Origin of the sequence: Rhizobium sophorae, assembly GCF_013087515.1 — a bacterium.
Classification (GTDB): domain Bacteria; phylum Pseudomonadota; class Alphaproteobacteria; order Rhizobiales; family Rhizobiaceae; genus Rhizobium; species Rhizobium sophorae.
Genome location: NZ_JABFCN010000016.1, coordinates 229585 through 243056 on the forward strand (window position 1 = coordinate 229585; position 13472 = coordinate 243056).

At 58.5% G+C, this 13472-nt stretch carries 14 protein-coding genes, 1 tRNA gene and 2 pseudogenes; 8 read left to right on the forward strand and 9 right to left on the reverse strand.

Translation table 11 applies throughout. From position 1 onward, the window contains the following. Positions 1 to 23: 23 nt before the first annotated feature. Positions 24 to 692, forward strand: a complete 669-nt coding sequence (locus G9X64_RS10575; protein WP_171376538.1) for an HAD family hydrolase — start codon at positions 24 to 26, stop codon at positions 690 to 692. Between the two features lie 98 nt (positions 693 to 790). After that, positions 791 to 867, forward strand: a tRNA-Pro gene (locus tag G9X64_RS10580). Between the two features lie 187 nt (positions 868 to 1054). On the opposite strand, the gene G9X64_RS10585 is transcribed toward G9X64_RS10580, so the two are convergent. Next, on the reverse strand, positions 1055 to 1687 hold the full coding sequence (locus G9X64_RS10585; protein ID WP_168309885.1) for a class I SAM-dependent methyltransferase: 633 nt from the start codon (positions 1685 to 1687) through the stop codon (positions 1055 to 1057). 521 nt (positions 1688 to 2208) lie between these two features. Here G9X64_RS10585 and G9X64_RS10590 point away from each other — a divergent pair. Further along, complete coding sequence (locus G9X64_RS10590) at positions 2209 to 2430, forward strand: hypothetical protein (RefSeq protein WP_017990988.1); 222 nt, start codon at positions 2209 to 2211, stop codon at positions 2428 to 2430. A 5-nt stretch (positions 2431 to 2435) separates the two neighbouring features. Here G9X64_RS10590 and G9X64_RS10595 read toward each other — a convergent pair whose 3' ends face one another. After that, a complete protein-coding gene (locus G9X64_RS10595; RefSeq protein ID WP_017990989.1) occupies positions 2436 to 2669 on the reverse strand; it encodes a DUF982 domain-containing protein in 234 nt (77 codons plus the stop codon). A 197-nt stretch (positions 2670 to 2866) separates the two neighbouring features. On the opposite strand from G9X64_RS10595, the gene G9X64_RS10600 reads away from it, so the two are divergent. Then, positions 2867 to 3079 (forward strand): hypothetical protein, encoded by a 213-nt coding sequence (locus G9X64_RS10600; protein ID WP_029872887.1) that lies wholly within the window; start codon positions 2867 to 2869, stop codon positions 3077 to 3079. Positions 3080 to 3082: 3 nt separating this feature from the next. Here the strand turns inward: G9X64_RS10600 and G9X64_RS10605 are convergent, their stop codons facing one another. The 4 genes from G9X64_RS10605 to G9X64_RS10620 all read right to left on the reverse strand — a co-directional run bounded on the left by G9X64_RS10605 (position 3083) and on the right by G9X64_RS10620 (position 5941). Next, the gene (locus tag G9X64_RS10605) at positions 3083 to 3232 is read right to left on the reverse strand and encodes a hypothetical protein (protein ID WP_171376539.1); all 150 of its coding nucleotides are present in this window, start codon (positions 3230 to 3232) and stop codon (positions 3083 to 3085) included. Positions 3233 to 3307: 75 nt separating this feature from the next. After that, a complete protein-coding gene (locus tag G9X64_RS10610) occupies positions 3308 to 3601 on the reverse strand; it encodes a helix-turn-helix domain-containing protein (RefSeq protein ID WP_011651330.1) in 294 nt (97 codons plus the stop codon). Between the two features lie 73 nt (positions 3602 to 3674). Continuing rightward, positions 3675 to 4856 carry an ROK family transcriptional regulator gene (locus tag G9X64_RS10615; RefSeq protein WP_171376540.1) on the reverse strand — a complete coding sequence of 394 codons (1182 nt, stop codon included), beginning with the start codon at positions 4854 to 4856 and terminating at the stop codon, positions 3675 to 3677. Between the two features lie 470 nt (positions 4857 to 5326). Then, entirely contained in the window at positions 5327 to 5941 is a 615-nt protein-coding gene (locus tag G9X64_RS10620) for a GNAT family N-acetyltransferase (RefSeq protein ID WP_171376564.1), read from the reverse strand. A 177-nt stretch (positions 5942 to 6118) separates the two neighbouring features. Here G9X64_RS10620 and G9X64_RS10625 point away from each other — a divergent pair. After that, positions 6119 to 6460: pseudogene (locus G9X64_RS10625) on the forward strand (extracellular solute-binding protein); the annotation flags it as partial. A 29-nt stretch (positions 6461 to 6489) separates the two neighbouring features. On the opposite strand, the gene G9X64_RS10630 reads toward G9X64_RS10625, so the two are convergent. After that, positions 6490 to 7709 (reverse strand): IS3 family transposase gene (locus tag G9X64_RS10630; protein ID WP_096772081.1). Its coding sequence is split into 2 segments (ribosomal slippage): positions 6490 to 7373 and positions 7373 to 7709, totalling 1221 coding nucleotides; the frame shifts between segments, so codons are not numbered across the junction. A 65-nt stretch (positions 7710 to 7774) separates the two neighbouring features. On the opposite strand from G9X64_RS10630, the pseudogene G9X64_RS10635 reads away from it, so the two are divergent. The 3 genes and pseudogenes from G9X64_RS10635 to G9X64_RS10645 form a co-directional block, all read left to right on the forward strand. Then, positions 7775 to 8791: pseudogene (locus G9X64_RS10635) on the forward strand (extracellular solute-binding protein); the annotation flags it as partial. Between the two features lie 125 nt (positions 8792 to 8916). After that, a complete protein-coding gene (locus G9X64_RS10640) occupies positions 8917 to 9810 on the forward strand; it encodes a carbohydrate ABC transporter permease (protein WP_168309872.1) in 894 nt (297 codons plus the stop codon). Then, positions 9810 to 10643 (forward strand): carbohydrate ABC transporter permease, encoded by an 834-nt coding sequence (locus tag G9X64_RS10645; RefSeq protein ID WP_168316308.1) that lies wholly within the window; start codon positions 9810 to 9812, stop codon positions 10641 to 10643. The genes G9X64_RS10640 and G9X64_RS10645 overlap by 1 nt, the downstream gene beginning before the upstream one ends. A 20-nt stretch (positions 10644 to 10663) precedes the next feature. On the opposite strand, the gene G9X64_RS10650 is transcribed toward G9X64_RS10645, so the two are convergent. Both G9X64_RS10650 and G9X64_RS10655 read right to left on the reverse strand, forming a co-directional pair. Next, positions 10664 to 11896: an O-antigen ligase family protein gene (locus G9X64_RS10650; RefSeq protein WP_168309874.1), complete on the reverse strand. Its 1233-nt coding sequence runs from the start codon at positions 11894 to 11896 to the stop codon at positions 10664 to 10666. Beyond that, positions 11893 to 13455 carry an undecaprenyl-phosphate glucose phosphotransferase gene (locus G9X64_RS10655; RefSeq protein WP_168309875.1) on the reverse strand — a complete coding sequence of 521 codons (1563 nt, stop codon included), beginning with the start codon at positions 13453 to 13455 and terminating at the stop codon, positions 11893 to 11895. Before G9X64_RS10655 ends, G9X64_RS10650 begins: the two co-directional genes overlap by 4 nt. Positions 13456 to 13472: the final 17 nt, after the last annotated feature.

The following is a 13472-nucleotide window of genomic DNA, read 5'->3' on the forward strand; positions in this document are numbered from 1 at the left end:
CTCATGCTTGCAAGGAAACGCCCGTGCCCGCTCTCCATGATATCCTCGACAGAACCTATGACGCCTTCCTTTTCGACATGGACGGAACGCTCTTGAATTCCATTGCGGTCGTCGAACGCGTCTGGAGTGAATGGGCAAGACGCCACGGCTTCGAGCCGGAGGTCTTCCTGAAGACGATCCACGGCATCCGCGCCTCCGATGTGATCCGCGGGCTTGGCCTGCCCGGCGTGGATGCTGCCCATGAGGCGGATCTGCTGCTCGCCGAAGAAATGGACGATGTCTCCGGCATCGTTGAGATCCCCGGCGCCGTCCGCTTCCTCTCGGCCATCGCTGAGGGCCGATGGGCAATCGTCACCTCGGCGCCGATCGAGCTCGCCAAGCGCCGCATGGCCGCCGCCGGCATCCCGATGCCGAAGGTCATCGTCAGCGGCCAAGAGGTCAAATCAGGCAAGCCCAGCCCCGAAGGTTATCTGCTCGGCGCAAGCCGCCTCGGTGTCGATCCGAAAAAATGCCTGGTCTTCGAAGATGCCGTCGCCGGCATTCTCGCCGGCGAGGCTGCCGGCGCCGACGTCACCGTCATCACCGAAACCCACGCCACACCGTTCGAAACACCGCATTTTTCGATCGCCAACTACCAGGCATGGCAGCCTCGTCAAATCGCCGAAGGCCGGCTGAAGCTCGCGGCGATCTGACCATTCGCGCAAACCGCCTCCTTTTTGTGGGAGGCAAGGTTTTTCCGCTTGCATTGCACGCGCTGAAAAACTAAACGAAGCAAGCCGTTTCGGCAGGTCGGGGCGTAGCGCAGCCCGGTAGCGCACTTGACTGGGGGTCAAGGGGTCGCTGGTTCGAGTCCAGTCGCCCCGACCATTTATCCCCTTGAAATCCCAGTCAGAATGTCACTTTCTTCGTCCCGCTAGCGGCGGAAAGCGGAACGAGGCATCGGCAGAAATGCTGGAAACGGGAGCCGACCATCTCGAATGAAAATGTCATTTGTTGATGTTGCAGGCGAGCTATAGCGCCGCCATTGCAAAGGGTGGTGGGCCTTCGACCGCCTTCAGTGCGGTTTCTGAGCGATCGCGATCATCGATTTCGCCAGCAGCGGAATCCTCCCGACATATTCGAAGTCGACGTCTTCGAAGCCTGTTTCGACGAGCAGGGTGCTGAGCGTTTCGGGAGACCAGAATTTGATATGGCCATGGTCCTTTAGCGGCATGAAATGGTCATCCATCTTTCCACTGACCGCCAGCGCCAGATTTTTCCAGTAACCGTGAAAAGGCGTCGAAACGACTGCGATGCCGCCGGGCCTCACCAGATCGTAAATGGTGGCCGAAAATGCCTTGGGATCATAAACATGCTCCACTACTTCGAGGCTTATCACCGCATCGAAGGTTCCATACCGGCTGGAAAGATCCTCGTAGCCGGAGCCTATTTCCAGCGGAAGATCGGGGTGGGCCGTTCTCGCTTTCGCGATGCCGTCCTGGGAGGGATCGACACCGACGACGTCATATCCTTTTGCCGCAAGCACGGCTGCAGCACCGCCGGTGCCACAACCGAGGTCGAAGACTGCAGTTTCGTTTGCCTCCTGGAAACTGTTATCGAGAACATCGACAACGGCCGGCAAAATATAGGAATGGGCGGTCGCCGGTTTGGCGTGTACATAAGTAGTAGCGTCCAGTTCGATAGACATTTTACCTCCTGAAAACTGAAGAAGTGAGCCGCCGCAATGGTACGGCGGACTTTGACGGGAGTGTGGTGTCGTTGTGGTATTAAGGTGATTAACGCCGAAGGCGTCCGCGGCGACTAAGCGCCACCGCCGATTGGCTGCACCGACTGCGCGAGACATCCTCCAGCACACCCGACGCCCGCCCATGTCGCATCCCGACGCTAATTGACAGGGTGCCCTGGAGATGCTGAAAACGGCCCGCGTTCAGATTTGCCGCAACGCGCCGCTGCATCCGGCTCCGCTTCGACTATTTAAACTAAATAACGCGATGAAATGCCATTTGAAGGTGCATCGTAAATAAATCATTTAGTTCTTTTTGGTACTCCATCAGTTGGGAGAGGTGGTATTTGTTGCATTTTGTTAAGGTTATACGCAGTTTCGAAGTTAATAACCCAATTTTGGATTGAAAAAACCTGAAGCCTCTTCGCATTCTCGTGAATATGTGTAGATTAACATTGTCCCTGTCCCAGATAGCCTAGTCGAGCATAGCGGATATGAAGCACAATCTAACTTGCAGGCAGAGCCTCGCCAGCGCGTTCCAGGCTCTGTCGGACGAGGCCGTCAAAGCCGGTTGGTCGGAAGGCGATGTCGCACTCGCGCTTGCTGAACTCGCCGAGGAGCGGGTGATCGAGGTTACCGCCAAGGTGATCATGGAAGGCTCAGTCCATCCTCAGCTCATCGCTGCCGGCGGTGGACGCAACAGCTAACGATCTTACACCAGCAATCCCGCCGTTTTCGCTGCCGTGATGAAGGATGCCTGTGCTGCACGCGGGCTGCGCAGTCCATCGAGCGCATCTAGGCAGTGCTGGCGCGCAACGCGATAATCGCGCCCCCGCTTGCTCGGCCACCGCTTCAGATATTCGACGGCCTCCCAGACGGTGGAAACGATCAGGCTGCTGTTTGGAGAAACGACCCGGACGGGGGAGGGAAAGCGTTTTTCACTCACGTCTGTACTCACTGATTCCTGCTACCAAACGCGCCAAGAACGCGCGGGATAAAATTTTGTTCCATAATTTTGTTCCATGGAAATTTGCGTAGTTGCTAAAGTTCAGACCCTCGCGCATAATGACTTTATGGTCGGTTGCGGAGGGCGGCCGGCGATGCAAGCGTGGATGCGTTTGCCCTCGGAGGGAATGCGGCGTGATGTTACGATCATCAATTCATCCGCATGATTTACCGCTGTTTTCGGAAGATCTCGATCTGCTTTCGCAGGTCCTCGACAAGGTCTGCGACGAACGCGGCCTCGCCAGGACGACGCCGGAGGCCGAGCGGATCGGTGCGGTCATCATTCAGCTCTACAGACAGGGCGTGAAGGACGGCGGCAAACTTGCCGACCTTGCAAAAACCTATCTTTAACGATCAGTTCTGCTCGATCGAGACACCGTTCTTACCGATGCTCATCTCGATGCCTTGCGGCTTGCTTTCCTCGTGGAAGACATAGGCGCCGAGGCCGATGACGGCGACGACAAGAACGCCGATGACGACGTATAGACCATTGCTGCGGTTCAAGACACTGCCCCCGATATGTGATAGGCCCCAATATATCATGGGACAGCGAAACGCCCGGGCGCCTGATTGGTTCCGTCAGTCGTCGTTGGCGGCGTTGAGGTTTTCCGGTCGGATGCCGTCATCGCTGGAGGTGCGTGCGCGTAACCGGATGCCTGGACCACCTTCATCCTGATTGCCGCTGGAAAGGAAGATGATGCCGTGCGCCTCGAGCGTGCTGCGCACATCAAACAGCGCGTGCGGCTCGCCTGCGAATTCGCCGTTTTCCAGCGCCATCACAGTCTCGACCGGCAGGCCGCTGGCAGCGGCGAGCTCCTCGATGCTCATTCCGATCATGGCGCGCGCGCCGCGTATCTGCGTTGCTGTTATCATGGCGGAAAATCTAGCGCATTTCCAGCGCTTCTCAAGTGGCGACACTGCACGTTGGCCCTGCGGCATGCGCTCTTCAAACTTCCCTCAATTTGACACCAAATAGATCGTCATGCATGCGCTCGACCGCGATCCCCATTCCTCCCATCAGGGCGGCGCGGTTCCCAAAGCGACTGATCTCGATGCGCGGCGGATAAGGCGTACAACGCGGCAGGAAACCGCGGATGGCGTTTACGAGTTCCGGTCTTGCGCCGATGCTGCCCCCGGTGATCACCAGTTCAGGATCGAGAGCCGCTCCGATTGCAGCAATGGCGACTGCGACCAGCCTTGCCGTCTCTTCGATGGCAGCCGCGGCGCTTGTTTCTCCTGCATTAAACGCGGCGAAGAGATCGGCCACGGTGGATGCGTTACGCCCGCCGAAACCGACGTAGCGGCGCAACATCGCGACGCTGCCGACCGCACTCTCAAAGGTTCCAAGCGTAAATCCGCCAGGATCAAAAGCATCTCCGCCGATCGGAAGATAGGCGATTTCGCCAGCCGCCCCACGCGCGCCGCGCAACAGAGTTCCGTTGGCGATGATGCCCATGCCGACGCCGGTGCCGAGAGCAACGAAAGCAAAATTGCTGGTTTCGACACCGTGTCCCCGCCATCTCTCCCCTTGCGCGGCCAGGTTGACATCATTTTCAACGATCACCGGTATCCCCATTCTGTCGCTGAAGGCTTGCCGCAGATTTATGGCGTCGATGCCGGGGATGCTTGGCGCAACGTTGATATGTCCGGTGGCCGGATCGAGCACACCGGGACTGCCCAGAACGACGAGACGGAGTTTGTCGGCAGTCGTCCCGGCCGCAGACGCGAGTTCCACGATAAGATCGCTGAACTGATTGACGAGATGCATTCCGCCGCGCGGGTCGGTGGATACTTTGGTTTCAGCAACCACGTTCCCCAACAGATCGCAAATAGCCGCTGCAATCTTGGTGCTCCCGAGATCGATAGAGACGGCCAGTCCCGCCCTGGCATTGATTTCATAGGTGATCGCATTCCGGCCCGGGCGACCATCAGTCTGCCCGACTGGTTTCAGCCATCCGTCATCCTCAAGGTCGCGCACGACATCGGAAATCGTCTGCTTTGACAAGCCGGTCAGCTTGGCAATATCGGCGCGAGAGATCGACCCGTTCGCGAACACGGTTCGGATGACGGCATTGGTTGAAATTTTCCGTGCGATCGGGGTCTGTGCGACAGAAGATGTCATTGCCATCCGGCTAGCTCAGTCCAATTAGTTCGGAGCGCACACTTAATGGACGCAATATTAAGCCACAACTATCGCGGCTAACTGGAATTTAATACATTGAAGCAGGCAATTTGTCTATGTCCTTGACAAATGGGAGGCCAGCTGTAGGCTTGAATTAACGTGCGGTGAAAATGCGCGATGAAATAAAGAGGGTCGATGAGAAGTATGCGCCATACCTATCGTCCGGTTAGCCGTGCGCCCGCGAAGATCGCCCAAAGAGGAACTGGCCTGGTCTTGACCGGCTATTTCCTTTTTTGCGTCCCGCGGACTCCTTGAACCTGGCTGCCGAGGATTTGCTCATGATGAAGCCCTCGACTGATGGACGGCTTTTCGCGAAGCAGCCTGTTTTACTGCCAATAATGAAATCACGCCTTCAGGCCGACGTTCATACCCGGGAGACAGGACCTTTCCGTGCCTCGGAGAAACCAGGACATGCTTCAACCCAATCCCTCATCGATCTGCATAGCAAAGGCGACGGAGCCATCTTGCTCGAATTCGGAAAAGCCGAGGTGACGGTAGAAACCCCTGGCGCGTTGGTTGTTTGGGTCGACCCCGAGATGCACGCCGCCGACCCCGTGGTTTCGAAGCGCCTGAAGCTCCGTGCCGATCATCCTGCGTCCCCAACCGCTTGCCTGAAGTCCGGGAAGGATGTTGATGTGGAGATGCGCGGGGTACTGGTCTTGAAGCCACGCCGTTCCGCTGCGCGGATCTTGAATTCGTTCCATCACGTCGGCGTCGCGCGGACGGGTGGGTGTCAGTCCCGCAATCTGCTGGCGGACGAACGGCCACCAGTTTGTCTGCAAGTCTCTATCGAACCTGCTGGTGTCCGGCACCCCGACGACGTAGCCGACAGGCCGGCCGTCCTGAACGAGAACAAAGGCAAAGTCCTTGGCGAATTTGAGGTAGGGTACCGACCACACGTAGCCGGGCAGATGCGGGTCGCTATAAAGCGCGCTGGCATCCTCACCGCCATTCGCGGTTTTCAGGCAGATGTCGAAAAGGGCGTCGATATCCGCTTCAATCGCGGGGCGGATGAAGCAGCTGGTGTCCATCACTTTGCCACCTCCTGCGTGGCGCTTTGTCATTTTGGGTCGCGAGAGGAGCGGATGCGTTGACGATTACCTCAGATTCGCCAGCCAGGCAAAGCTCTGGGGGAAGAAAACGTTCGGCCGCTGCTTGGCGCAAGGCCTGAACGGGGAGTGGAGAATAAACCAGATGAGGTGGAACAGATGAAAAGACCCGTGAAATCGATCAGCATACTGCCGGCATACCGATTGAAAGCAGCTGTCGCGCTTGTTGGCGCGGCGCTTTTGAGTTTTGGCCTTTCGGCAGCCGCGCGCGCCGACGACCTGGCTGTGTGGGATGACCAAACCTATGAAGGTCAGAGTGCGGTCATAGAGCAGCTCAACAAGGAGTTCGAAGCTGCGCATCCCGGCGTCACGATCAAGCGCACCGCCCGCACCTTTGACGACATGAAGTTGACGCTAAAGCTTGCGGTTTCGGCAGGTGATGGCCCTGTCATCACCAAAGTCAATCAGGGTGCCGGTGACATGGGGGCGATGGTCAAGGAGTGGAGTTGCCCCCAAAAGACCGGACATGCTCAGGTTTGAGATTGCGAGCTGATGAACTCGCGCGGCGATTGATATCCTAAAGCACTGTGTGGATGAAGATTGTTGTAATGCTCGAACCAGAATGGCAGTTGAGCGATGACGGTTTCAGCATCCGGGGTTGGATTGACCGAGACGTAGTCGCGCTTGAAGGTTTTGACGAACGCCTCCGCCATTCCGTTCGACTGTGGGCTTCGCACCGGTGTCGTGCACGGCTCCATGCCGATGTCGCGTAGCAAGGATGCGGTGTCCTTCGCGATGAAGCAGGAGCCGTTGTCGGTGAGCCATTCGATGGGCTCGGATAGCACGTTGATGCGGCCGAAACGGTTCTCGACAGCGGTGATCACGAGGTCCTGCACGTCTTCGCTTTTGATGCCCTGGGTGGTGGCGACATGGGCGATTGCCTCGCGGTCGCAGCAGTCGAGGGCGAAGGCGACGCGGACCTTCTCTTTGTTGTCACAGCCGATCTCGAAGCCGTCGGAGCACCATCTGACGTTCGAACGCTCGACGGCGACTTGGCCGTCGTGAAGGCGATCATCGACCGCTCCGGTATGACGCACCAGCAGCAGATTGTGCAGCTTCATCACCCGGTAGACACGCTTGGCATTGGGCCACGAACGCCCATCTTTCCGGGCATTCCGACGCAGGATGGCATGGACACGCCGATAGCCGTAGGTGGGCATGTCGGCGATGATGGCCTTGATGTGCTCCACCAGTTCTCGATCCGGGAGTGGCGGGCGTCCTCTGGCTCTGGAAGGGGAGCTTGCGGCACGCGCGGCGATATTCGAGCGGGCGACACCTAGAGTTTCGCAGACGGTCTTCATTCCAAAATCCCCCTCGGAAGAGAGAGCGAGCGCAACAGATGTTTTTTTGGGCCACCGGCGATTTCGAGAGCTTCCTTCAGGATTTCGCTCTCCATCGTCTTCTTGCCCAACAGGCGTTGCAACTCCTTCACCTGGGCCTGAAGCGCCCGGTATTCGGAAGCCGGAACAACCTCCTCTTCGGCGGCCGTCGCCGTCAGAGCCCCTTGGGACGCCAGTTTGCGCCAGGCGAACAACTGGTTCGGCTGGATGCCGTGCCGACGCGCGACGATGCTCACCGTCGCGTCCGCCTCATAGGTCTCGTGGATGATCGCGAGCTTCTCTGCCGTGCTCCAGCGCCGCCGACGTTCCGGCCCCCCGAGGACTTCCATCTTAAAATTGCTGCTAGTCATATTACCAACATTACTCCTACCCACTTAGCTAAGTGGTGGAGCATGTCCGGACCTTTCGGGGGCTAATTCAGGCGATGGTCAAGGAGGGATTGCTCCAGCCGGTCGACGATTACATCAAACAATATGGCTGGGATAAGCGTCAGTCGGATTCGGTGCTTGCTCGAGACCGCTGGGAAGATGGAAAATTTGGGGTCGGTAAAACCTACGGCATATCAGGTCTCGGCGAGATCGTTGGCCTCTACTACAATAAAAAGATCCTAGGCGATGCGGGAGTAGCGCTGCCGCAAACCTTCGAGGAGCTGTTGGCCGGTCTCGATAAGCTGAAGGAAAAGGGCGTCCCACCCTTCATGATGGGCTCGGCAAAGCAGCATCTGGCCCTGCACATGATCGGCGCCATCGAGCAAGCGCATATCGACGCGAGCAATCGTGCCGAGCTTGACGATCTGATTTACGGCCGGGGCGGCTCCTGGAACACCAAGGGGAACATCGAATCCGCCAAACTCGTGCAGCAATGGGCACAGGGCGGTTATTTTTTCCCCGGTTTCGAAGGCATCTCGGGTGACGACGCCGTCCAGCTTTTCATTTCCGGGCAGGGCGCGTTCCTGATCTCCGGGACCTGGTATTTCGGTGACATGCAACACAATCCGGATATCGGCTTCATGGCAATTCCCGCTCCCAAAGGTATTTCCAAGCCCATGAGCGTCGGGGGCGTTGATCTTGCCTGGGCGATAACGAGCCTTGCCAAAACGAAGCCGACACAGGACGTAGCCGGCGCATATATCGACTATATGGTCTCGGAAAAGGCTGCTGAAACCTGGGCCAATGCTGGCTATCTTCCGGCAACTTCGCTCGCGGCTGACGCAAAGCCAAAGCTCACGCCGCTCCTCAGCTCCGGCATCGAAATGTGGAAGACACTCAACGCAAACGACGCTCTCGGCCATTACCCCGATTGGTCGAGCCCGACGATGCTGAAGACAATAGACGACAACACGCCGCTTCTTCTGTCCGGCAATATCACGCCCGAAGCCTTTGTCGATGCTATGGACAAGGATTATCAGGCGTACCTGAAGGATAAGAAATAAAGATTGCGGGCGCTGGTCACGGCCGTCCCCTGCGGTCGTGACCTCAGTCTCGTCGATCCACATAAATGAGCACTGCGATCGGCTTGCTGCGCGATGATCACAGCTTTAGCTTTATGGAGTAATGGATGAAACGCTCCGCACTTGATGGCTCGCAACAAACCAATTTTATCTATTTATTGCCTGGATTGCTGTTCTACGCGGCTTTTGTCTTTGGACCGATCGTCGCGGCTTTGGGTTTGAGCCTGACCAGCTGGGACGGCCTGAGTATGCCCAAGTGGGTTGGTCTCGGCAATTACGTCGCTCTCTTTTCTGACAGCCGTTTTTATATTGCCTTGCGCAACAATGCCGAGCTTATGATCTTCTACTGTGTCCTGCCGCTCGTGCTCGGCATAACTCTTGCTGCTTGCGTCTGGAATCTGAAGCAGCGCGAACAACTCGCGCTCCGGACCTTCCTGTTCCTGCCTTATATCATGCCGACCGCCGTGTTGGGCATCATCTGGGCATGGCTCTACAATCCTGCATTTGGCCCGTTCAATCAGTTTCTGAGAGCAGTAGGGTTGGGCGCATTCGCACTCCCGTGGCTGGGAGATTTCAATTTTGTACTTCCCGCGGTCGGGATCGTTGCCACATGGTATTTCTTCGGTTTTTGCATGGTCATTTTCCTGACCGGAATTCAGCGCATCGACCCGTCTCTTTTCGACGCTGCCAAGGTCGACGGCGCCTCGGCGCGAAAAACTTTTTTCTGGATAACGCTGCCGCTTCTCTTGCCTGAGATAAGGGTGGTTTTGCTCCTGACGGTCATAGCGTCAATCAAAAGCTTCGACCTGATTTTTACAATGACCAGGGGCGGACCCGCCAACGCGACGCTCGTGCCGAACATCTACATGTATCAGCTCGGCTTCGAACTCAATCGCTTCGGCGCCGCGGCGGCCATCGCCATTGTCGGCGCGGTACTCACCTTCGTCATCAACTATGCAATTCACCGATTTGTGGGATCGCAGAACAAAGGACGGGCTTAATGAGCCGTTGGTCTAACATCTCCGCCGGTACGCTATTCCTTCGCATTGTCCTCTGGCTTCTTGCTTTCGTCACGATCACGCCGTTCCTGCTTCTGCTTCTGACGTCGATAAAGAGCAAGGCCGACGTTCTCAAGGGTGCGTTCGCGCTGCCGGCATATCCACACTTCGAAAATTACGTCGACGCTTGGAATGCCGGACATTTCAACATTTACTTCTGGAATTCGATCATCGTTGTCATACCCGTCGTTGCTGCAAGCGTCTTTTTAGGCCTGCTGACTGGTTTTGCCTTCGCCTACCTGTCGTTTCCGTTCCGGCGCACGCTGTTCGCTATCCTGACGCTCGGCATGATGGTGCCGGCGGAGGCCTTCATCATCCCGCTTTATTATGAAATGCGGTATCTGGGGTTGATCAACACCTATGCGGCTCTCATTCTGCCGCAGATCGCGATGTCGATACCATTCTCGACGATCTTCCTCGCCAGCGCGATGCAGCAACTGCCGGAAGAAGTTCTCGAAGCGGCGGTTCTCGATGGTGCCGGACGTTTCTATATCCTGCGCAAGATCGTTATCCCGCTCATGGTGCCGGCAATGTCGACACTGGCGCTGTTCCTGTTCATATGGACCTGGAACGAGTTTCTGATCCCGTTCATCCTGGTCAACGACGACGACTATCGGACGCTGCCCCTCGGCATGCTATTTTTCCAAGGGCGTTATACCGTCAACACGCCGGTTCTGACCGCCGGTGCGGTGATTGTCATTGCCCCGCTCATCCTGACGTATCTGGTTTTCCAGCGGCGGTTTATTGCCGGCTTGACCGCAGGCGCGACGAAATAGACAGGCACGCGCTTGGGAAGCTATGGCCTCCGGCCACGCTTGTGGCGCACTTCCAGCGCCGCGCAGCCCCAGACCGTGCCAAGCAGCAGATAGACATGGCGCCAGTGGTCGATATCGATGACATTGCCGATGGTCGCATGGCCGAGAACCGAGATCCAGGCGATCATCAGGAAGGGCTGCCACGGCCGGTCGAGTAGCAGGTTTCGGAAACCGAGAGCCAGCGTCCAGAGAAGCATGCCGACATAGCTGATGAAGCCGAGCCAGCCATAGGAGGTGAGCGATTTCAGCCAGATATTGTGCTCGTCCTCGGGAAACATCGTGCCGAACACCAGCGGGCCGATGCCGAGCGGGCGCTCCATCATCATGGTGAAGCCGATCCGGTGGCGCTCGAAGCGGCCGAGATGTTCACCGTCATATTGCTGCACCAGCTGGGCGCGCGCCGAAAACAGTTCGGCGACCTTCGGGATCTGCAGCGCCACCAGCAGCGACGCGATCAGCATGATGATCGCCGCCAGCGACAGAACCAGGACACGCAAGCGAAAGGCGCCGCTGCGCTCCTTCAGCAGCATGATGAAGATCAGCAGCACCACGCCGAGCGCAAAGAGCCCCCAGGCGGCGCGGGAAAAGGAGAGGAAAATGCCGAGCGCAAGCACGAGCAGGGCGGCGGCCTTCAGCGGCGATTTCTTCAGGTCACCGACCAGGATACCGTGGACCAGATAGAGCGATGGCGGCACCAGGAAGGGGCCGAAAACATTCGGATCCTGGAAGGCGCCTTTGGCGCGGTCGTAGAGCGTGAAGATTTCCGCGCCCGGGAAGGCGTGGAAATAGCCGAGTATGCCGAGCGCGGAGGTGGCGACGGCGGCGAAGGTCCAGGCGTTGAAGATCAGCGGCAGCCGCTTGTGGCTGTCCTCGATGATTGCCGCGTAGAAGACCGCCGTCAGCGCCAGGAAGGTCGACACCGCGATATACATCGGCGCCGTTGCCAGGTCCTTCATCTGCGTCAGCGACAGCATGCCGCCGATATTGAAGGTCAGCAGCAGGGCGAGCAGCGGCGCCACGCTGCGCGAAATCCTGAGGCCCAGGATGAACCAGAGGCCGATCAGCCCCGCCATCCAGAGTTCATATGGCGCCGGCTCGTCGATCACGAAACCGGAAAGAAAGACGCCGAAGGCGACGAAGGCCGAGCCGATCAGGCGCAGCGTCATCCGCTGCGGTTGGGCGACACGGGGATATGTCGCCTCGATCGCGGTCAATAGGCGTTTTCCGTGTTGAGCAGCCGGATCGGCGTCAGGAACAGGATCTTGAGATCGAACCAGAGCGACCAGTTCTCGATGTAATAGAGGTCGTAGGCCGTGCGGAACTTGATCTTCTCGTCATTGTCCACTTCGCCACGCCAGCCGTTGATCTGCGCCCAGCCGGTGACACCGGGCTTGACGCGGTGGCGGGCGAAATAACCCTCGACGACATCGGCGAAGGCGCGATCGCGCGCCTGGGCGAGAACGGCATGCGGGCGTGGGCCGACCAGCGAGAGCTCGCCCCTCAAAACGTTGAAAAGCTGCGGCAATTCGTCGATCGAGGTTTTGCGGATGAAGCGGCCGACGCGGGTGACGCGCGGATCGCCCTTGGTCACCGCGGCCTTGCCGGTGGGGTCGGCCATGTTGGTGTACATCGAGCGGAACTTGAAGACGTTGATGATTTCGTTGTTGAAGCCGTGCCGCTTCTGCATGAAGAAGACCGGGCCTTCGGAGGTCGCCTTGATGGCGATCGCGGTCGCGACCATGATCGGCCAGAGCAGCGCGAGCGCGACCAAAGTGAAGAAGATGTCGAAGCCGCGCTTGGCGACGGAATCCCAGTCGCGGATCGGCTTTTTGAAAATATCGAGCATCGGCACCGAGCCGACATGCGAATAGGCGCGCGGCCGGAAGCGCAGCCGGTTGGCATGCGCGGCAAGGCGGATATCGACCGGCAGAACCCAGAGCTTCTTCAAAAGGTCGTAGATACGGGCCTCAGCCGACAGCGGCAGGGCGATGATCAGCATGTCGATGCGCGTCAGCCGCACGAATTCGACGAGTTCGGCGACAGTGCCGAGCTTCGGATAACCGGCGACCATGATCGGCGAGCGTTTCTCGCCGCGGTCGTCGAAGATGCCGCAGATGCGGATGTCGTTGTCGGCCTGCTGTTCGAGGATGCGGATCAGGTCCTTGGCCGGCTCGCCGCCGCCGACGATGACGGCGCGGCGTTCCATGATGCCGTTGCGCGCCCAGTTGCGGATGCCGTAGGCGACGAGGAACCGCTCGGCCGCGAGGAAGAGCGCGCCTGCGACGAACCACGGGATATAGGCATCGACCATCGCCCATGTGGTGCCGCGAATGAGCGCGAACAGGCCGACGGTCAGGAGAAGCGCGATCGTCCACGCGGCGACGATGCGCGGCATCGGCCGGAGCTTCGCCCGAAGGGCGGGAATGGTGTAGGTGTCGGCAAGCTGCAGGCCGATGACGGTCAGGGCCGAAGCGATCGCTGCCATGCCCGTCCGCAGCCAGGTGGAATCGCTGCCGTCACCGGGCCAGAAATAGTGGACGATCAGGGCAATCGCGAAGAGCGCCAGGAATTCCAGCAGCCGCAATTGCCCGATGATGATCACAGGCGAATTGGTTCCGTCGCGGAACTGTTCGGCGATCTGCCGGGCATAGGGGTTGATTTCGGTCGGGTCGGAAGGCTTCTCCTGACCCGCGCCGCCGCGCGCCTCGACGTCGGAGACCTGCTTGCGCAGGGCTTCCACGTCGAATTGATCGCCTTTTTCCAGCTTGTTCATGGGGGCTTTTCGCTCGT

What these genes read in the sequence shown, in the direction of transcription:
- G9X64_RS10610 (WP_011651330.1), bottom strand. Translation starts at nt 3,601, where the DNA reads ATGATAACAGCAACGCAGATACGCGGCGCGCGCGCCATGATCGGAATG.
- G9X64_RS10655 (WP_168309875.1), bottom strand. Translation starts at nt 13,455, where the DNA reads ATGAACAAGCTGGAAAAAGGCGATCAATTCGACGTGGAAGCCCTGCGC.
- G9X64_RS10620 (WP_171376564.1), bottom strand. Translation starts at nt 5,941, where the DNA reads ATGGACACCAGCTGCTTCATCCGCCCCGCGATTGAAGCGGATATCGAC.
- G9X64_RS10645 (WP_168316308.1), top strand. Translation starts at nt 9,810, where the DNA reads ATGAGCCGTTGGTCTAACATCTCCGCCGGTACGCTATTCCTTCGCATT.
- G9X64_RS10585 (WP_168309885.1), bottom strand. Translation starts at nt 1,687, where the DNA reads ATGTCTATCGAACTGGACGCTACTACTTATGTACACGCCAAACCGGCG.
- G9X64_RS10615 (WP_171376540.1), bottom strand. Translation starts at nt 4,856, where the DNA reads ATGGCAATGACATCTTCTGTCGCACAGACCCCGATCGCACGGAAAATT.
- G9X64_RS10640 (WP_168309872.1), top strand. Translation starts at nt 8,917, where the DNA reads ATGAAACGCTCCGCACTTGATGGCTCGCAACAAACCAATTTTATCTAT.
- G9X64_RS10600 (WP_029872887.1), top strand. Translation starts at nt 2,867, where the DNA reads ATGTTACGATCATCAATTCATCCGCATGATTTACCGCTGTTTTCGGAA.